Origin of the sequence: Iningainema tapete BLCC-T55 (assembly GCF_014698965.1) — a bacterium.
Lineage (GTDB): Bacteria > Cyanobacteriota > Cyanobacteriia > Cyanobacteriales > Nostocaceae > Iningainema > Iningainema tapete.
The window spans coordinates 72947-90590 of the sequence record NZ_JACXAE010000025.1 but is presented as its reverse complement, the minus strand read 5'-3'; the positions used below and the strand labels follow the sequence as shown (position 1 = coordinate 90590).

General features: G+C 40.2%; 23 protein-coding genes. 19 read left to right on the top strand and 4 right to left on the bottom strand.

Annotated elements, in window-relative coordinates; translation table 11 throughout:
- Positions 1-73: 73 nt before the first annotated feature.
- Complete coding sequence (locus tag ICL16_RS05195; protein WP_190825815.1) at positions 74-1222, top strand: glycosyltransferase; 1149 nt, start codon at positions 74-76, stop codon at positions 1220-1222.
- Positions 1223-1287: 65 nt separating this feature from the next.
- Here the strand turns inward: ICL16_RS05195 and ICL16_RS05190 are convergent, their stop codons facing one another.
- Positions 1288-1524 (bottom strand): hypothetical protein, encoded by a 237-nt coding sequence (locus ICL16_RS05190; RefSeq protein ID WP_420485255.1) that lies wholly within the window; start codon positions 1522-1524, stop codon positions 1288-1290.
- Between the two features lie 119 nt (positions 1525-1643).
- The gene (locus ICL16_RS05185; protein ID WP_190825814.1) at positions 1644-3632 is read right to left on the bottom strand and encodes an O-linked N-acetylglucosamine transferase, SPINDLY family protein; all 1989 of its coding nucleotides are present in this window, start codon (positions 3630-3632) and stop codon (positions 1644-1646) included.
- A 444-nt stretch (positions 3633-4076) separates the two neighbouring features.
- Here ICL16_RS05185 and vapB point away from each other — a divergent pair, with 444 nt between their 5' ends.
- The 10 genes from vapB to ICL16_RS05135 all read left to right on the top strand — a co-directional run bounded on the left by vapB (position 4077) and on the right by ICL16_RS05135 (position 10961).
- Positions 4077-4310: a type II toxin-antitoxin system VapB family antitoxin gene (gene vapB / locus ICL16_RS05180; RefSeq protein ID WP_190825813.1), complete on the top strand. Its 234-nt coding sequence runs from the start codon at positions 4077-4079 to the stop codon at positions 4308-4310.
- On the top strand, positions 4311-4697 hold the full coding sequence (locus ICL16_RS05175) for a PIN domain-containing protein (protein WP_190825812.1): 387 nt from the start codon (positions 4311-4313) through the stop codon (positions 4695-4697).
- A 220-nt stretch (positions 4698-4917) separates the two neighbouring features.
- Positions 4918-7296 carry a tetratricopeptide repeat protein gene (locus tag ICL16_RS05170; protein ID WP_190825811.1) on the top strand — a complete coding sequence of 793 codons (2379 nt, stop codon included), beginning with the start codon at positions 4918-4920 and terminating at the stop codon, positions 7294-7296.
- Positions 7297-7460: 164 nt separating this feature from the next.
- Positions 7461-7997, top strand: a complete 537-nt coding sequence (cobU, locus tag ICL16_RS05165; protein ID WP_190825810.1) for a bifunctional adenosylcobinamide kinase/adenosylcobinamide-phosphate guanylyltransferase — start codon at positions 7461-7463, stop codon at positions 7995-7997.
- Between the two features lie 124 nt (positions 7998-8121).
- Positions 8122-8547: a hypothetical protein gene (locus ICL16_RS05160; protein WP_190825809.1), complete on the top strand. Its 426-nt coding sequence runs from the start codon at positions 8122-8124 to the stop codon at positions 8545-8547.
- A gap of 149 nt (positions 8548-8696) precedes the next feature.
- Positions 8697-8867: a hypothetical protein gene (locus ICL16_RS05155; RefSeq protein ID WP_190825808.1), complete on the top strand. Its 171-nt coding sequence runs from the start codon at positions 8697-8699 to the stop codon at positions 8865-8867.
- Positions 8868-9783: 916 nt separating this feature from the next.
- Positions 9784-9987 carry a hypothetical protein gene (locus tag ICL16_RS05150; RefSeq protein ID WP_190825807.1) on the top strand — a complete coding sequence of 68 codons (204 nt, stop codon included), beginning with the start codon at positions 9784-9786 and terminating at the stop codon, positions 9985-9987.
- Positions 9988-10114: 127 nt separating this feature from the next.
- Positions 10115-10318: a hypothetical protein gene (locus ICL16_RS05145; protein ID WP_190825807.1), complete on the top strand. Its 204-nt coding sequence runs from the start codon at positions 10115-10117 to the stop codon at positions 10316-10318.
- Positions 10319-10445: 127 nt separating this feature from the next.
- The gene (locus tag ICL16_RS05140) at positions 10446-10646 is read left to right on the top strand and encodes a hypothetical protein (RefSeq protein ID WP_190825806.1); all 201 of its coding nucleotides are present in this window, start codon (positions 10446-10448) and stop codon (positions 10644-10646) included.
- A 114-nt stretch (positions 10647-10760) separates the two neighbouring features.
- Positions 10761-10961: a hypothetical protein gene (locus ICL16_RS05135; RefSeq protein ID WP_190825805.1), complete on the top strand. Its 201-nt coding sequence runs from the start codon at positions 10761-10763 to the stop codon at positions 10959-10961.
- An 86-nt stretch (positions 10962-11047) separates the two neighbouring features.
- Here the strand turns inward: ICL16_RS05135 and ICL16_RS05130 are convergent, their stop codons facing one another.
- Together ICL16_RS05130 and ICL16_RS05125 are read right to left on the bottom strand one after the other, a co-directional pair.
- Positions 11048-11413, bottom strand: coding sequence for a hypothetical protein (locus ICL16_RS05130; RefSeq protein WP_190825804.1), 366 nt, complete (start codon positions 11411-11413; stop codon positions 11048-11050).
- A 108-nt stretch (positions 11414-11521) separates the two neighbouring features.
- Positions 11522-11875: a hypothetical protein gene (locus ICL16_RS05125; protein ID WP_190825803.1), complete on the bottom strand. Its 354-nt coding sequence runs from the start codon at positions 11873-11875 to the stop codon at positions 11522-11524.
- Between ICL16_RS05125 and ICL16_RS05120 the strand changes: the two genes are divergently transcribed.
- From ICL16_RS05120 to ICL16_RS05085, 8 genes are all read left to right on the top strand, one after another.
- Positions 11875-12123, top strand: a complete 249-nt coding sequence (locus tag ICL16_RS05120) for a hypothetical protein (RefSeq protein WP_190825802.1) — start codon at positions 11875-11877, stop codon at positions 12121-12123. The genes ICL16_RS05125 and ICL16_RS05120 overlap by 1 nt on opposite strands.
- 237 nt (positions 12124-12360) lie before the next feature.
- Positions 12361-12639, top strand: coding sequence for a hypothetical protein (locus ICL16_RS05115; protein WP_190825801.1), 279 nt, complete (start codon positions 12361-12363; stop codon positions 12637-12639).
- 247 nt (positions 12640-12886) lie between these two features.
- A complete protein-coding gene (locus ICL16_RS05110) occupies positions 12887-13126 on the top strand; it encodes a hypothetical protein (protein WP_190825800.1) in 240 nt (79 codons plus the stop codon).
- A 103-nt stretch (positions 13127-13229) separates the two neighbouring features.
- A complete protein-coding gene (locus ICL16_RS05105; protein ID WP_190825799.1) occupies positions 13230-13478 on the top strand; it encodes a hypothetical protein in 249 nt (82 codons plus the stop codon).
- A gap of 173 nt (positions 13479-13651) precedes the next feature.
- Positions 13652-15637 carry an O-linked N-acetylglucosamine transferase, SPINDLY family protein gene (locus ICL16_RS05100; protein WP_190825798.1) on the top strand — a complete coding sequence of 662 codons (1986 nt, stop codon included), beginning with the start codon at positions 13652-13654 and terminating at the stop codon, positions 15635-15637.
- Positions 15638-15967: 330 nt separating this feature from the next.
- A complete protein-coding gene (locus ICL16_RS05095; protein WP_190825797.1) occupies positions 15968-16189 on the top strand; it encodes a hypothetical protein in 222 nt (73 codons plus the stop codon).
- Between the two features lie 232 nt (positions 16190-16421).
- Positions 16422-16712, top strand: coding sequence for a hypothetical protein (locus ICL16_RS05090; RefSeq protein ID WP_190825796.1), 291 nt, complete (start codon positions 16422-16424; stop codon positions 16710-16712).
- A 195-nt stretch (positions 16713-16907) separates the two neighbouring features.
- A complete protein-coding gene (locus ICL16_RS05085; RefSeq protein WP_190825795.1) occupies positions 16908-17123 on the top strand; it encodes a hypothetical protein in 216 nt (71 codons plus the stop codon).
- The last annotated feature ends 521 nt before the right edge of the window (positions 17124-17644 follow it).

Genomic DNA, 17644 nt, shown 5'->3' with positions numbered 1-17644 from the left:
ACGCCTTTGTGGTAAATGTTAAGTAGATGTATCATCTAGTCGAGTTCATTGGTCTAATATAATCACTTAAGTCATGGCAAATATAGTTATTCAGGGATGGCGATTTCTTCCCCATTCCTACTCAATTATTAATCAATTTCAGTGTTTAGAACTCCTTAAGCGTCCCAGCGTGCAAATTTTTCATGAGGACGTACCATTTTTTCAACCAACTTGGCAATCAATTAATGGACTTTTTGCTCAAGCTGCTGAAGTATCACTGCAAAACATTCCCAAGCCTTCCGCCAACCAACTTTATGACGCAGTATTACGAATAACTTATCCCTATAATCTTGAAACATCTTCTGCACCAAAAACTTGTGTATTTGGTACTTCGGAAGTAGGTGGAGTTACTTCTAATATGTTATTAAATAATGAGTTGCTTAAGGAAGCACATAGTAACTCAGATAGCATTATTATCACACCTTCTCATTGGTCACGCTTAGGATTTATTAATAGTGGTGCAGATCCATCGCGTGTAGTTATAGTTCCTCATGGTGTAGAGCCAAGTATATATCAACCTTTAAGTACAGAAGAACGGAATAAATTACGTTCAGAACTAGGGTGGGAAGGCTTTATTTTTCTCAATATCGGAGCAATGACTACTACCAAGGGAATTGGTTTTTTATTAAAGGCTTTTGCGACAATTATCGATAAATATCCTGAGGCAAAATTAGTTTTAAAAGGCTTGGACTCTTTATACCCCTCAAAAGAGCTTTTTGTCAAAAATGTTGAAGGATTGAAAGACTTTGACACCGAAAAGATTTTGCAGCGCTTGATCTACATTGGTGAAACAATGCCCTTCGCTCAAGTTGCACAGTTATATCAAGCTGCCGATGCTTATGTATCTCCTTATTTTGCCGAAGGTTTTAATATGCCAGTGTTAGAGGCGATCGCTTGTGGTTTGCCTGTCATCTGTACAAAAGGTGGAGCGACAGATGATTTTACTACACCAGATTTTGCTCTACACATAGAAAGCAAACTTCAACAAGTTAGACTAGACGAGCATAACACTGGATTTATAGTAGTTCCTGAATTAGAACATTTAATTGAACTGATGAAAGTGGTAATCGAACGTCAAGATTTTATCACTCAAGCTCGAACTACTGGACCAAAGTTTGTAGCTACAGGATTTACTTGGCAGGTAGTTGTAGACAAATTGCTCAATGTACTCATACCTGAGTGAGAGCCATCCGCCCCACCTTAGAAGGGTGGGGCTAATTGCTACATTGGCATCGACAACAAATTTACTCAACGTTGCCGATCCTCCCGTAGAAGTTCAGCACTATCGCTAAACTTACGTCCTGCATAACGCTGACCTGCTTCCTCAAAAATTTGCCGCGACTCAGCTAGAGTTCGTTTTTTCGGTGCTGGTGCTGGTTCTACCGCTGCCAAAACAATTGCCTTAATTTCTGCTTCCAGCTTCCTACCTTGGCTAGTCGCACGAACTTTAAGTTTTTCTATCACCTCTGGTTCTAGGTCTGTAATAATCTGCGTTATCGTTTTTCCTATCGCTTCTACTTACTCATATCTTAATTCCTATCACTTCTGTTTTACCAGATGAATTTTGTCCGGACAACTTGGCGTAATCAGTACCAAAAGTTTTTTTAGCAGACACCTTTTCTTGGTTTGTTTACTACTCCTAAAAGAAAATCCTCTAGAAATCTGATTGGTCTTAAATCACCATATAACTTATGCTTGTTCTCGGCAATTTGCTTTGAGATCTGTTGCCGATATTCAGCATCTTGCCCAAGACGAACCGCAATCTGCACATAATCATCTTTCGTCGTCGCAATCGTCTCTTCGATCTCCATCATTTTTAGTATTCCCATTGTCTGCCGTCCCCGCATCATATCTCCCGGTAAAGTGACCATTGGTGTATTATGAGCGATCGTCTCTAAGGAAGTGATACCTCCAGACCAACCAATGCTATCGAGGAAAACATCTGCAGTCGCTGCTGTTGAGGCAAACGTAACCGAATTTAAGCGAGGCAAAAAGATGCAATAGTCTTGAGAATTCAGACCAAAGTCCTCAAAAACCAGCTGTAACCGTTGGCGAAAAACTTCTGTTATGTGTTCACTAGCAAAATGTTTAAAGAATACAAACTTGCACCTCCTTAGCGCCTGAGCAATTTGAGGAAATACATCATCATGTTGCGGTAAATATTTGTATAGGGATTGACAACACCAGAACATAATTTCATTATTGGCGATGCCAATTTCCTGTTTACTAATTGCTTGTAGTTTAATTTCTTCAGGTGTGTAATGGATACCTAAATTGGGCAATTTGATTAACTTTTCAGTATAGTGGTCTTGGGCATTTTCCGGTTCCATCAAATTATTGGACAAGAAATAGTCAATTGTCGCTAGACCACTAGTTTGAGGGTGCATCCAACATGCCATTTTAATCGGAGCCAGTCTTAAGCAACCCAACTGTACTGTTGTAGGGTCCATCCCGATTTCCGGAAAAATCAGAATGTGTAACTTGTCAAGTTGAATTAACTCACACCATTTTTCCAGCGGCAATGGACCTTGAATAAATTTATCAAGGGCTTTCGCTGCTATTACTGTCTCTTGATCCCGTTGTGAACCTGTATGATATCCAAATAATTCAAACTCGCTTTTGTCGAGGTTTTCTAGCCAACCTTTAAGTAACTTCCAACAGGAACCTTGACGAAAAAATCCACTTACAAATCCCACCCGAACTTTTTCTTGAGCTTGTACATTTGTCAGTTCGATTGGCTTGCTCCACTTTGGATAACTTCTCGCCATGAGTTGACAAATCATTTCCCCATAAATTTGTTGCAAACCTCGGTCATTTAAACCTTGATATGGTAAATAAAAAGGTTGTAAATATCCTACCATCTTCGCTGCCTGCGCTTGCTCTTGATCTGGTGCGAATTGATAGTGATGAGCTAACTCTTGCAAATGATGTTGGTACTGATTTCGCCTTAACTGAATTTCGTCTACAGTGGAATAAATGATTGGCAATTGATTTATGCAAATGCCAAATCTGGCTGCAGCAAAGTCAGGTTTGATATTTAATACTTGCTGATAGGCGGCTGTAGATGCTTCTAACTGACCTTGTTTATGGAGTACAGTCCCTAAATTGTAATGAGCATCAACTAAGTCTGGCTGAATGCTAATTGCTTGTCGGTATGAATATATAGCTTCTTCGTCTAAGTTCTGTTCTTTTAGGGCATTCGCTAAGTTGTTATGAGCATAAGCAAAGTCAGGTTTAATGTTGATGGCTTGTCGGTAGGACTGTATAGCTGCGCTTAATTGACCTTGGCTTTGAAAAGCATTTCCCAAGCTGTTATAAACTTCGGCAAAGTTAGGATCGATTATTAAGCTTTGCTGATAGAGTTTGATTGCTTCGGTTAACTTTCCCTGTTGATGGAGGACATATCCAAAATTAAGTATGAACGGATGAAATAGGTTTCCCAGTGATATCTGTCCTTCTCCATCTTCAGGCTGAGTTTCTAATATCTGTTTGTATATTGTTTCAGCCTCATTCAATTGACCTGAATACTGCTTTTGTATGGCGGTTTGGAACAGAGATATAATATTAGATTCTGAAATATTTTCGGTATTCATGGCTGATTCTAAGTAATCTATTTAGGTATAAATGTTAACCTTGCAGCTTAGGTAGTTTTGGCTTCTAACGTAGCAAGGCGTAGAACATTACTACCAAGATCAAATACTATTTTGCTGTACAGAACTTACTATAGGTAGCTCGGCACAAGTAAATAAAGATTTTTAGTTGCGCTTGGGCGCTCATATCTAGGACACCCAAGCGCAACTACGAACCTTTACATAAATTCATATAGTTCGGTTTTTCTGTGTCGGTCTGCTTAGATATACTTTATACATAAGTAGTTTCCGTTAAATTACTTGTCAATTTTATAAATTTTCTGCAAATCAATTGAAAAATATGTTAAATTTATATAAAGATTAGGTATTTTTAATTCATAAGCTAACTTCCATTCATATTTCCTGCACTACTTTAGAATTGGAAATAACAATTTGCAAGAGGCAAAAATGACTTTCCAGACACAAGACCTGAGTAAGGCATTCATTACTAAACTGCAAGCCCTACCACCTGAACAGCAACAACAGGTGCTTGATTTCGTTGATTTTCTCACACAGAAGTATAGCTACAGCCACGCTACTCAAGCGCAAAAACGCATACTAGGTCTGAACAGGGGAGACATTTGGATCAGCGACGACTTTAATGACCCTTTACCAGATGAATTTTGGACGGGTGAGCAGTAAGTGAAACTCTTATTAGATACTCACGTATTTATTTGGTCAGCCGGAACCCCAGAAAAGCTTTCTCAAAGAGCTAGAGAGTTGTTGCTCGATACTAGCAACACTTTAGTATTAAGCATTGCTAGCATTTGGGAAATACAGATCAAACTTCAACTTGGTAAGCTAAGGCTGAATTCGCCTCTCCCCAATTTGATAGAGAGCCAACAACAAACAAATAATCTGCAACTCTTACCAATTGAGCTAGCCCATATTTGGGCTTTAGCAAATCTACCTAACCATCATCGCGATCCTTTTGATCGCCTGTTAATTGCTCAGTCTATTGTTGAACATATACCTATTTTGAGTGCAGATTCTGCATTAGATGCGTATCAAACCCAAAGGTTGTGGTAAATGTAAAAAATTTACAATTTAGGCAACAAGTTCACGGAATATTTACGCACATAGTTTCGTACTTACTTGAGCAATGCGGTCTTAATCTACTACCAATAAATGGGAATTAACCAGGGAGCAATTGTACTCAGCTATTACTTTTATATTCGCGGAAAATAGAAAAATTCTGGGCTATAAGGGCGATCTCTAACCATAAACTCTATATTACCTGGACATAGCCATGAAGACCGAAAATACTTCAGAATCTGTCGAATTTCTAGAGAATTTGGCAAAAAAACTCTACGAACAGGGTGATTTAAACGCGGCAATTGAAGCCTACCAAAAAATTGTCAACCAAGCGCCAAATACCCCAGCAGCAGCTTCCGCACTAAACAACTTGGGAAATATCCTCAAGGATCAGGACAAGTTAGAAGCAGCGATCAACTTCTACCAGCAAGCTATACAACTTAACCCTAACCATGCCGCTTACCACCATAACTTGGCAACAACACTGTGCGACCAGGGTAATATAGAGGCAGCGATCAAGTCCTATCAGCAGGCTTTAAATATCCAACCTGACTTTGCGGCTGCCAAATTTGGTCTTTGTATCGCTCAGCTGCCGACTATTTATTCCAGTGTGGACGAAATTCAGTTACGGCGAAATCATTATCTCCAAAATCTCCTCTCTTTAGCTGAACACTATAAATTGACTACTCCCGAAGTCAGAGCAGAGGCAGGGGCGGCTGTCGGTTTAATGCAACCTTTTTATTTACCCTATCAAGGCTTAAACGATCGCACTTTACAGCAAATATATGGGGAAATGATTGCTGGGCTGATGTCGAGCCGCTATTCCAATTGGAGCCAACAGATTTCTGTGCCTAATTTACAACCTCAACAGAAAGTTCGGGTGGGATTTTTGAGTGGATTCTTTCGCAATCATTCCTGTTGGAAGTTAATTAAGGGTTGGCTAGAGAATCTCGACAAAAGTGAGTTTGAATTATTTGGATATCACACAAACTCGATACGTGATCAAGAGACTATAAAAGCAGCGAAAGCATTTGATAAATTTATTCAAGGTCCTTTGCCACTGGAACAATGGTGTGAGTTAATTCAACTTGACAAATTACACGTTCTGATTTTTCCCGAATTTGGGATGGACACCACAACAGTGCAGCTCGGTTGTTTAAGACTGGCTCCGATTCAAATGGCATCTTGGATTCATCCCCAAACCAGTGGGCTACCAACAATTGACTATTTCTTGACTAGTGATTTAATGGAACCGGAAAATGCTCAAGAACATTACACTGAGCAGTTAGTCAGATTGCCCAATTTATCCATCCATTACACCCCTTTATCCATTCAACCTCAAGCAATGAGTAAAGGGGACATCGGTATTGCTGATGATGAAACCATGTTCTGGTGCTGTCAATCTTTATACAAATACTTACCGCAGCATGATGATGTCTTTCCTCGAATCGCTCAGGAGTTAGGTAAAGGTAAATTTGTCTTTATTGAAGCACCACAAGGCAAATATATTACTGATGTCTTTCGCCAACGATTAGACCATGCTTTCAATTACTATGGACTCTCTTATCAAGACTATTGCATCTTTTTGCCTCGCTTAGATGGCGCTGCTTTTGCTGGAACAGCAGCAGCAGCCGATGTTTTTCTTGATACCATTGGTTGGTCGGGAGGTAACACTACTTTAGAAGCTCTAGCCTACAATATTCCAGCTATGACTTTGCCAGGAGAGATGATGCGAGGACGTCATACAATGGCAATGCTAAAAATGATGGGTATAGAAGAGATGATTGCGACGACGAAAGATGATTACGTCAAAATTGCAGTTCGTCTTGGGCAAGATGCTGAATATCGGCAACATATCTCCAGGCTGGTGGCGGAAAATAAACATAAGTTATATAACGACTTAACACCAGTCAGAGTTCTGGAGGATTTTCTCCTCAAGGTGGTAAATAAGCCCAGACGATTTAGCACTGAAGTGGCACAAACCCTCCAACTGGCACTTCAACATCATCAAGCCCATCGCTTAGAACAAGCAAGTCTGCTCTATCGTCAAGTTTTGGAACAACAACCCGATCACCCGGAAGCTTTATACAATTTAGGTATGCTGGCTCAGCAATTGGGGCAACTCCAAACAGCTGAAAAATGCCTTTTGGCTGCATCGCAAGTCCAGCCTGATGTTAAAACTTGGTTCAGTTTAGGTAATTTGCATTTAATTCAAAAGCAGTATGCCCAAGCCGCTGCCGCATACCGTCAAGCTCTGGAACTACGACCAGACGCACTACCAATTTACACCAACTTGGGCTATGTTCTGGAACAACTTGGACTATTTGACGAAGCAATTAACTGCTATCAAAAAGCCTTAGAACTTAATCCAGATTTTACAGAAGCCGAGGCGAAATTGGGCAATGCTCTGCAAGCAATGGGCAAGCTCTCTCCAGAGCAAAAACTCTACTATGCGCAATTGAATCACCAGTTGGCTGTTGCTTGGAAAAATGCTGGTGATTTAAACAAAGCCCAAGGTTACTTTCGCGCTAGCATTGCCCTGCAACCTGATTTGGCTCAAGATGAAGATTTGGCGGCTTTGCTGCAACAATAAGTTTAATACCAATTCTCTTTATCTTTGCCACAAATCAGATCCCCACCCCCCCAACCCCCCCTTATTAAGGGGGGGTTGGGGGGATATTATGTAGCAAACATTGGGTGAAACGGTATAAGCTAGAGTATTGTACGAGTTTGCCATTTGCTGATCAGGAAACAACTGTGAGTAAAGTCATTCTGGTGATAGGACCTGTACGTTGTGGTAAAAGTGAATGGGCTGAACATCTGGCGATGGAGTCACACAAAGCAGTTGTTTATGTAGCAACAGCAAAGGAAGACTCTACCGATCAACAGTGGCAGTTACGTATTCAACAACACAAACAGCGCCGTCCCCCTGACTGGGTAACATTAGAAGTGCCATGTGCATTGTCTGCTACTCTTGCCTCTGCAAATTCAAACACTTGTATTTTGGTTGATTCTTTGGGAACTTGGGTAGCTAATCTTTTGGAACAAGACGAGCAAGCTTGGCAAATTACTGTGCAAGAGTTTTTAGATACAGTGAAGTTAATTACTGCTGATGTAATTTTTGTTGCTGAAGAAACAGGCTGGGGTGTAGTACCTGCTTATTCTATCGGTATCAGCTTTCGCGATCGCCTGGGTTCTTTGATTCGTCAGTTAGGCGAGATCTCTGGTACTGTCTACTTGGTGACTGGGGGTCATGTTCTCAATCTTAGTCTCTACGGGCTACCCTTACCGTGATGTCGCGATCGTTCAAGATATTCTGACTCATTTACAGACGCTCCGGCGGAGCGTCTCTACGGCTCCCTTAATTATTTATAAATTTTTAATCTAAAATTCAAAATTTAAAATCTAAAATTAAAGCATGGCATCTAAACAAGACGTAAAAAGATACCTAGCTTACTGGTTTCAACTAGGTAAGAAGGTTGTGATTAACAATGGTGCAGCAACCCTGCTGCCGCGAAAGGTGATCGAAGGCGATCGCTACAGTGAAGAGTTTGAAGAGTGCTGGCAAAAAATCATTTCCAAAGAATCAGGTGAGTGTCACCTAGAAGGCACAAGAGAAACTATTGCTGAACTACTTACACCAGACTGGGATATGTTACCCTGCGCTCGTTGTAGTATGCCTGTACCTATACGCAGTGTAGGGATGCCGCCAGAATTATGCCCGTGTAATAATTTAGTTGGCTGGCCGAATACAGAACTTCCAGCGCCGCGATCGCCAGTTAACACTCAAGAGCAATTAATGGCGATTCGCGATCGGCTTTTGGGCAATGTGGGATCAAGTTGATTTTGGATTTGAGACTATTGTAATTGTGTAAATTTCCCAGCCTCCAGAAACCCGGTTTCTCCAATAATACCTTCGCCAAAAATAAACAGGGCGTTCTGTAGTAGAGTTGTTTTTTACCACAACGACAACTCCCAGTCTACAAAACGCCCATGCTAGATGTACTAACACTTGTTTTAAGTTTAGAAGCCGATATTCGTAAAACAAGCTTGCGTCAAATGAGTCGAGTAGCCCAAGCAATGTTAGCCATGAGCGGACGAGAGTTACTAATGCCGCCAATATGCACGTTTTTTTATGGTGAATCTTTCCCATCGCCTCCTTGAAGATTTTCGTGTTCACAATCCTGGCTCCGGACTACATGACCTCAAAGCTTATTTCCGTGGTACTCGATATGTACAGGAAACTATTAAGATGCGAACGTAAAAGCTACACAAGGTTTTATTAGATCAAATTTTTGATAGAATAGTCTCGTTAGGCCGTATTCATGCCCCTAAGCCTCCCGTCACCACTTCATAATTGGCGAAGGTATTGTCCAAGAAACCCGGTGTCTTTGTAAGAAAGGTTAACAAATTACACCATTTCTCTTGAATTAGGCTACAAATATTGCTGGTAAGCTGGTGCGCATCTAAATTGAACATTTTTTCGTGAAGACAGTCCAAAGTCCAAAGTCCTTTGTGACAAATAACTAATGACAAATGACGACTCTAATGAGTCAATATACATTTTAAATGCGTCACAGCGTAGGGGCACGGCATTGCCGTGCCCCTACAAATATTTGATGTGTAGTCAAATTTTAGCGAATTGGTATTATGTAGCCAGTTTTTAGAGAAACGGTATTAAATAGAAAGTTCAAAACAAATTGATTTTTCAGCTTAATGCTTTACAATATTTTCATGAACTTTCAGTGGTTATTCGTGCTGGAGTTAAAGCGAAATCTAAGTATTAGCAAAAACTTTATTATGGAGCTAAATACTTTACAGTAATTTTATTAAAAAAAATAGCTATACATGCATTCATTGAAGCGAGATTTATGTATGTATTTTTCGGAAGTGAGACGCTTCGTAATAGTGAAATTAGATTGTCTAAACTTGGTAATTAAAATTACATAAATCGTTAATGCAACATCTATCGGTAGCAGGATATCGTATTAATCAAGCGGTGAGTTGAACAGCCAACAAGAGGCAATCAACCGAAAGCGAAAAATAAATCAAGCTAATTGCAAACTAGGAACGACTAACCATGGAAGCTAACAACAAAATCTCTTTGTACACCGAAATCACCACTGAAGAATCTGCATTAGTTAGCGGTGGTCAAACCGTAGTTAACTTTGACCTCAACAGCTACCTGTTCACCATCGGTGCTGGTGCAATCTTCAACGGTGGAGTAACCACCAACGTAGTTAACATCGCTTTCGGTAGAGCACTGTTTACTCAGAGCGTCTAATCAAAGCCTTTATTTGATTTGTCCATAAAGGTAAGAAAGTTCATTGTGGCGTATATTGCAAAAACGCCACTGATGAACCCCCCTGCAAAAATCAATCAAGCTAATTGCAAATTAGGAATTACTAACCATGGAAGCTAACAACAAAATCTCTTTGTACACCGAAATCACCACTGAAGAATCTGCACTAGTTAGCGGTGGTCAAACCGTAGTTAACTTTGACCTCAACAGCTACCTGTTCACCATCGGTGCTGGTGCAATCTTCAACGGTGGAGTAACCACCAACGTAGTTAACATCGCTTTCGGTAGAGCACTGTTTACTCAGAGCGTCTAATCAAAGCCTTTATTTGATTTGTCCATAAAGGTAAGAAAGTTCATTGTGGCGTATATTGCAAAAACGCCACTGATGAACCCCCCTGCAAAAATCAATCAAGTTAATTGCAAATTAGGAATTACTAACCATGGAAGCTAACAACAAAATCTCTTTGTACACCGAAATCACCACTGAAGAATCTGCACTAGTTAGTGGTGGTCAAGCCGTAGTTAACTTTGACCTCAACAGCTACCTGTTCACCATCGGTGCTGGTGCAATCTTCAACGGTGGAGTAACCACCAACGTAGTTAACATCGCTTTCGGCAGAGCGCTGTTTACTCGCAGCTAATTCTCCTCCTATTGCGGCTGAGTCTGTTCCGTAGTCGCATCAATCGTCACAATGCGACTACGGAACAGACTAGAAAAAATCAATCATTCCAATCACAACACGGAGTAAATAATCATGGAAGCTAACAACAAAATCTCTTTGTACACCGAAATCACCACTGAAGAATCTGAAATCGTTAGCGGTGGTCAAGCTACAGTTAACTTTGACCTCAACAGCTACCTGTTCACCATCGGTGCTGGTGCAATCTTCAACGGTGGAGTAACCACCAACGTAGTTAACATCGCTTTCGGCAGAGCGCTATTTACTCGCAGCTAATTCTCCTCTAGAAAGGTTTTTGGCTCAATAGCAAGAAAAACACCAGCGGACTCAATAAGTAAGGCGAATCCAGTTTGGAAAAAATCTTATTTAATGAGTCTGTTGGTGTTGGGTATGTTGAGCGTAGCATCCATCGCAACAATGCCGACGCTCGCATCCCAAACAAAAATCACTGTAACTGCAAAGTGACTAACGATGAAAGTTAACGAAAAAATTTCTTTGTTCAACGAACTGACAATTGAAGAATCAGCTATTGTCAGCGGTGGTACTGTTGTTGGAGATTTGGCTTTCGAGAGGGCACTTGCAAGCTCCTCGACTGCCCAAACAAGGACTACTTCTAGCCCAAATCCTACTCCCTCACCTAGTCCCACCGCTACCCCGTTCGTGATACTAGGTACTGGCATAGCAGCACAGAACATTGGTGGTAGATAACGTTTACCTTGTAGTGTCATAGTCTTTAGACTGCTGCATTAGCTACTGGCTTGCTAGCAAAAAATCATACAGGCACATCTCATCTTATGTGTCTGAACCGCTAAATCTACTTATCATGGCATTTCTGATCAAAATACGGCGATGAGTAGATTGAAGCAAATCATACTGATTGCGACTGAGAAGTTATTTACCATGCATTCAAACGAGAAATCTAAACTGTTCACTGAAATTACAGTAGATGAATCTGCTACTGTTTGCGGTGGTACTACACAAGTAATAGCATCCGTTGCAGGTACTACAACTACCACTATAGTTGCGACAAATAGTGGTAGTAGTAGTGGTACTACAACATCCTCAACTACCCCTGTTACCCCTGTTACCCCTGCTACTCCTGCTCCCCCTGTTCCCCCTGCTCCCCCTTTAATTTTACCGATATTTGCGGTAGTTTCTAGTGGCCTGATTAAGGTATAGGAGAATGACAATGACAACAGTTAAAAATTCACTTTTTACAGTGATTACTGAAAAGGAATCTGCTACTGTTTCTGGTGGTAGTAACCTTTCTGTTGATACTGGTCGTGGTGTCGCCTATGGTGGTAATCTCATTGGAAGTTTAGCTATACTTTCGGGTGGCATAGCCTTTGTTAATGTAGATCTAAGTAATAGGGCGCAATACGAAGCTTACCTAAATGCTAACCCAGATCTCAGAAGAATTTTCGAGGCAGCGAGATGATGAGTTAAGCATGAGGAGTGAGAAATTAGTGACGAATAGCTCATCACTTTCATCTTCTAACAATCAGTTAATCTCTTGAATAAATACCCAAAAATTCCAGGGTGTAATACCGAACTAAGAATGTAGTGAATAGTGGAGACTTTTATTAACTCTCCAGACAAGGTAAGTTGCTAACTCCAATCTTAATACTTACCTATTTCGTAAATCGTACTGACGCTTAATTAGGAATTACTTACCATGCATAAAATCGAGAAATCTAGACTGTTTACTAAACTGACAGTAGAACAATCTGCTACCGTTAGCGGTGGTAGCCAGCCTACTGATGCTGTACTTGAGCTTGCTAGACAATTAGCAGATTACGGAGCTAAAATGAATGCTACTGTTAATGTTGTTAGTAATGGTAATCCCGTTAGTAACAGTTCCGGTAGTACTCCTACTCCTTCCCCTGCTCCTTCTGGACTTTTACGTGGATTTAAACTTGTTTCCGGTGGTCTTATTGACGTTAAAGAGCTTTAGGTAAACAAGAATGATAAAAACTGAGAACAACTCACTTCTTCCTGAGTGAGAAGTGAAGCATTAGGAGTTAGAAATGTGAAGTAAATAACTCATCAATTTTATCTTCTAATAATCAGTTAATCTCTCTAATGAATACCCGAAAAATCCGGATAATGCCGAGGTAAGGTTGTATTATTAAATACTGGATAATTTTATTAATTATCCAGTATTTGGAATAATCACTGAAACATAATTAGGGTACAAAACCATGGCAACAACTGAAAAAAACTCACTTTTTACATCATTGACGGTAGAAGAATCTGCTACCGTTTGTGGTGGATCTGAGATTTCGATTAATGTTAGTAATAACTCAGGTAACTCTATTAGTTACAACATTACTGACAACACCGCCCAGGTGACTTTTGAGCCAAAAGTCGTGGAATTAGTGATACGTATCTTGAATTTACCAGGTAACGCAAGTCTCAAAAGAAGCCTTGGTTTAAACTAACAAGTTGATTACTTCTGAAATCAGGATGTAGCAAATACTGGAACCTTTTATAAGTCTCCAGGTTTTTAACTACTCAACCAAGCTAAACATAGGACAAAAAACAATGGCAATACATGAGAACAACTCACTAGAAAAATCGCTTTTTGCAGCGGTTTCTGAAGAAGAATGCGCTACCGTTTCTGGTGGCGTTGATGGTATACAACCAGGCAGCGGTAGTAATGTTCCAGGTAAAGATATTCCTGAATTCAATGAAATAAAGCTGTATGCAACTACTCCCCTTCCGTTTCTGATATCAGTCTACGTTGATAAAGCAACCGGACAGGCAAGAGTTATGATCAGGGAGAATCGTTAACCTGGGCTACCCAGCTATGCTGTGACTGTACAAAGCACTGGAATATCTTAAGATATTCCAGTGCTTTGCTGAAGAAACTGTCCATAGATTGTAGAGACGTTACATGTAACGTCTCTACAGCTAAGGGTATGGTGTAAGATTTGATGCAAGACTACTAAAATTGAAAATTGGCTATGACTTCTATGCAAGCTCACACTGAACTCACCCCGAAAGAGCAGCAAGCTCAGCAATACTTGACTAAAGGCGACTACTCTCAGGCGGCTAACTGCTATAGGCAAGCTATAGAAGCAGAGCCAGAAGTGAAATCTCACTTCTGGAACTTAGGATTAATGTTGCTATTGCAGGGGCAAGAGGCAGAAGCTCAGAGTACTTGGAAGTTGGGTATGGCTGAGGGTGAGCTAGAACAAATTAAATTGTTGCAGGGGTTGAATAATATTCTCCAAGCTGCTCCTTTGCATCCCGGAGTGCTAAAGTGTGTAGAAGCAAGTTTGCCATATATTCGCGAGCCTCATTCTTTCTTTAACGTATTGATTCCAGCAACGATTAAAATTGCCCACTCAATCCGGCAGCCAAAAACCGCAGCACGGTTGCTTACGCTAGGTTTACGTCTGGAACCTAAAAATTTAGAAGTTTTGCGCTATTTAGCTGGTTTTTATATCAATGCTGGTGATTACTCTCAAGGAATAGAGACAGCTAAGTTGTGCTATTCCTTATCAGATAAATTAATAGATCAGTTATATGCAGTACATCTGCTGCAACGAGGATTGATGGAGGCTCCTGACTCTTGGCAGGAAGCTCGTGCGGCTTTGCAGCAACTGGAAGATTTACTACAGTCTTTGTTTAAAGAACAACCTACAAATATTGAACCAGATAGTGTTCTGGGTTTGTTTAATGCCAACTATTTTGCACCTTACTTGCGAGATGATGCGCAGAAAAATCGACAAATTCAGAATCAACTAGCTCAATTTGCTCAGCGTGCAGTGCAAAATTATGCTAGTGAACAAGTCAAGCAATATCAGCAACGGACATCAGGCGATGCCCCTTCGGGGCAGGCCGCATTGCGGCATCGCACTGGGCTACTTAAAATCGGATACGTATCTCATTGTCTATGTATACATTCAGTGGGCTGGCTAGCACGATGGCTGTTTCAGTATCACGATCGCTCGCGTTTTCAAATTTATGCGTACTTCATAAATTCTAAACAGGGAGATCCGCTACAACACTGGTACACTCAGCAAGTAACGAAAGCTTATAAAGGTGGAATTGATGGTAAAGTCATTGCTCAACAAATTTACCAGGATGAAATTGATATTTTGATCGACCTTGATAGCATTACCGTAGATGTTGCTTGTGAAATTATGTCACTAAAACCCGCACCTGTTCAAGTAACATGGTTGGGTTGGGATGCTTCCGGAATACCAGGCGTTGATTACTTTATTGCCGATCCTTATGTTTTGCCAGAATCTGCTCAGGAATACTATGCAGAAAAAATCTGGAGATTGCCCCAAACCTATATTGCAGTGGATGGTTTTGAAGTAGGTGTGCCAACTCAAAGGCGCGATCATCTGGGTATTCCCAATGATGCTGTAGTCTACCTTAGTGCGCAAAGAGGATTTAAACGTCACCCCGAAACAGCACGACTGCAAATGAAGATCATCAAGCAGGTTCCTAACAGCTATTTCTTGATTAAGGGGTTCGCAGAAGCAGAAGGTGTGAAGAAATTCTTTATGCAGTTAGCCCAAGAAGAGGGAGTGAGTGGCTCGCGCCTAAGATTTTTGCCGTTAGATCCCACTGAATCTGCCCACCGAGCAAATTTCACTATTGCAGATGTTGTATTAGATACATTTCCCTACAATGGGGCAACGACAACTCTAGAAACACTATGGATGGGTATTCCGCTAGTTACTAGAGTTGGGCAGCAATTTGCAGCTCGTAATAGCTACACCATGATGATAAATGCTGGTATAACAGAAGGCATTGCTTGGACAGATGAAGAGTACGTGGAATGGGGTGTGCGTCTGGGTAAGGACGCTACTTTAAGACAGCAAGTGGCGTGGAAACTGCGACAGTCAAGGCATACAGCACCACTGTGGAATGCAAGGCAATTTACTTGTGAGATGGAGAAAGCTTACGAGCAGATGTGGAACCAATATACATAGCAGTAGAGACTTCGTCCGATCGCGTCTCTACAAGGGTTTTTGGGTAACGCATAACTCTTTTGGTGGAGATTTCTAATACAGGTTTGCTCAGCCCATAGGCTTAAGGAACTTGAAATTTCCGTATAAATAGTAACCTTGAATTGCGTAAGAAAAAATACTGGAACACAGGATATATTGTTCCGGTATTTTTTTATTTTTAAAGAAAATATAAATAGATTTTTTTTGTTTTTGGATAAAATGCAAATATATGATAAAGCCTTAGACTTTTTATCCAAAAATATTTAGGGTGTCTGTTATGCTAATTACGACAACAATTGATCATTTACGGCAATGGAAGAAAAAAGCCAACTCTTTACGGACATAACAACAGAAGAATGCGCTAACGTTAGCGGAGGAGGAACTCGAGTCAGTTTTGACCTCAATACTTACCTGTTCATTTTGGGAGCTGGTGTTGTATTTGGGAATCCAGGACTTACTTACGAAGAAACTCAGTTTGCGTGGGAAAATGCATTTGTGTTTGACAAAAACAAAAAGTCTAAAAAAAGGTCTTAAGAAAATAGAAGGTGATAGTTGATGTTGCCACATTTTCATCACCTAAGTGTGTTGCATCTAAACGCTACATAGTATAAAATAGCAACAGAGCATTTATGTATTGTTGTTTTGCTTTTTAAGTGCAAAACAGTATATATCACTAAAGACCAACAATAAGGTAATCAGGAGTAAATCTACCCAGGAAAGCACTGCCATTAGCAAACATATTAACCACAACTCTCTGGATACCAACATGTTAGAGAAGAACAACTCCCTTTTGACAGCAGTTTCTGACGAAGAAAGTGCCACCGTTAGTGGTGGTCAATTCACTGGAATTAATACCCAAAACAATCAACTAATTTTTGGTGAAGACGGAAGTCTAAAGCTGGTTTCAAATCTCAACGGTAGTTTTACAGGCAGTGACTTTACTTCCAACTTTACTCTCGATATTAGTCCGACCTCTATAGCTAATTTACAAGGCAGTTCCTTTGCTAATCAGAGTCCTGACAATGTAGTCCCTTTTGATTTCCGACTCTGGCGGTAGACTGACTAATAATTAGTCTCAATCGCGCCTGCATCTAGTTGAATAACTAGATGCAAGCTTGGTATGGACGTAGCCCGTTGTCAGTCAGACTTCTCATGCACCTATAAAAAATATCAGTGCTTAGCGGATTTGTGTAAATCGACTCAGGGATGCGCTACCATCCAAGATATTGGAAATAACTATCTTTTAACCACAATGACACGCAAAAAATCTACTCCCGTTAGCCGTAGTAAGTTGACTCAGGTTAATTTTGATTTAAAAGCTTACGTGTCCACTATTAAAAGTGCTGCACCACAAGCTGCTTTTGTTGTCCAAAATTTCCCACCCAGGGTTATACCTGTTGGAGCAAAAGTAACTGACGCTTTGGTTGACTCGGCTTTCCAAACAGCAATCTTCACCAATAAGGCGTAACCTACTCCAGAAGCCACCCGCTATTTCACTAGATAACTATTTTAGGTCATGGTTTAAAAACAGACGCGAAGTTTCGCGTCTGTTTTATTTTACTGGACAGGTGTTTTAGCTTGCTTACCTGCTACTGGTAATTTTTTGCATCAAAAGTAATTGATTTAAGAAAATAAAACAGCATAGTAAAAAGTATTTTTACTTTCATATATCAAAGTTGGCATGTATTAACCTCAGTAAGTTAAAAAAAGACTAATAAATAGTTAAAGTTTAAATATCAAGCGATTTCCTTCTTTTAACTGATGACTTCCCCAAAAGTGTAAATTAGATATATATCTACTTGTTATAGTAAATACAATTTTTGCAGGAATTGAAATCATTACAGTTGTAGAGATGAAATTTATCTATTTATTCCCTAGTGATATGAACTTGCTAACCTTGCCACCTATGATTTTTTGATTAAAGATAAATAATTTAAATTTATCTTGGCGTAAAAAATAATTTTTACTATATTTTGACCAAAGTTATTT

Bases quoted from the DNA above. Each gene is read 5' to 3' on its own strand.
- ICL16_RS05155 (WP_190825808.1), top strand. From the start codon at position 8,697: ATGCTAGATGTACTAACACTTGTTTTAAGTTTAGAAGCCGATATTCGT.
- ICL16_RS05195 (WP_190825815.1), top strand. From the start codon at position 74: ATGGCAAATATAGTTATTCAGGGATGGCGATTTCTTCCCCATTCCTAC.
- ICL16_RS05170 (WP_190825811.1), top strand. From the start codon at position 4,918: ATGAAGACCGAAAATACTTCAGAATCTGTCGAATTTCTAGAGAATTTG.
- ICL16_RS05120 (WP_190825802.1), top strand. From the start codon at position 11,875: ATGACAACAGTTAAAAATTCACTTTTTACAGTGATTACTGAAAAGGAA.
- ICL16_RS05095 (WP_190825797.1), top strand. From the start codon at position 15,968: ATGGAAGAAAAAAGCCAACTCTTTACGGACATAACAACAGAAGAATGC.
- ICL16_RS05140 (WP_190825806.1), top strand. From the start codon at position 10,446: ATGGAAGCTAACAACAAAATCTCTTTGTACACCGAAATCACCACTGAA.
- ICL16_RS05185 (WP_190825814.1), bottom strand. From the start codon at position 3,632: ATGAATACCGAAAATATTTCAGAATCTAATATTATATCTCTGTTCCAA.
- ICL16_RS05160 (WP_190825809.1), top strand. From the start codon at position 8,122: ATGGCATCTAAACAAGACGTAAAAAGATACCTAGCTTACTGGTTTCAA.
- ICL16_RS05150 (WP_190825807.1), top strand. From the start codon at position 9,784: ATGGAAGCTAACAACAAAATCTCTTTGTACACCGAAATCACCACTGAA.
- ICL16_RS05145 (WP_190825807.1), top strand. From the start codon at position 10,115: ATGGAAGCTAACAACAAAATCTCTTTGTACACCGAAATCACCACTGAA.
- ICL16_RS05100 (WP_190825798.1), top strand. From the start codon at position 13,652: ATGACTTCTATGCAAGCTCACACTGAACTCACCCCGAAAGAGCAGCAA.
- vapB (WP_190825813.1), top strand. From the start codon at position 4,077: ATGACTTTCCAGACACAAGACCTGAGTAAGGCATTCATTACTAAACTG.
- ICL16_RS05090 (WP_190825796.1), top strand. From the start codon at position 16,422: ATGTTAGAGAAGAACAACTCCCTTTTGACAGCAGTTTCTGACGAAGAA.
- ICL16_RS05110 (WP_190825800.1), top strand. From the start codon at position 12,887: ATGGCAACAACTGAAAAAAACTCACTTTTTACATCATTGACGGTAGAA.
- ICL16_RS05105 (WP_190825799.1), top strand. From the start codon at position 13,230: ATGGCAATACATGAGAACAACTCACTAGAAAAATCGCTTTTTGCAGCG.
- ICL16_RS05085 (WP_190825795.1), top strand. From the start codon at position 16,908: ATGACACGCAAAAAATCTACTCCCGTTAGCCGTAGTAAGTTGACTCAG.
- ICL16_RS05130 (WP_190825804.1), bottom strand. From the start codon at position 11,413: ATGACACTACAAGGTAAACGTTATCTACCACCAATGTTCTGTGCTGCT.
- ICL16_RS05135 (WP_190825805.1), top strand. From the start codon at position 10,761: ATGGAAGCTAACAACAAAATCTCTTTGTACACCGAAATCACCACTGAA.
- ICL16_RS05115 (WP_190825801.1), top strand. From the start codon at position 12,361: ATGCATAAAATCGAGAAATCTAGACTGTTTACTAAACTGACAGTAGAA.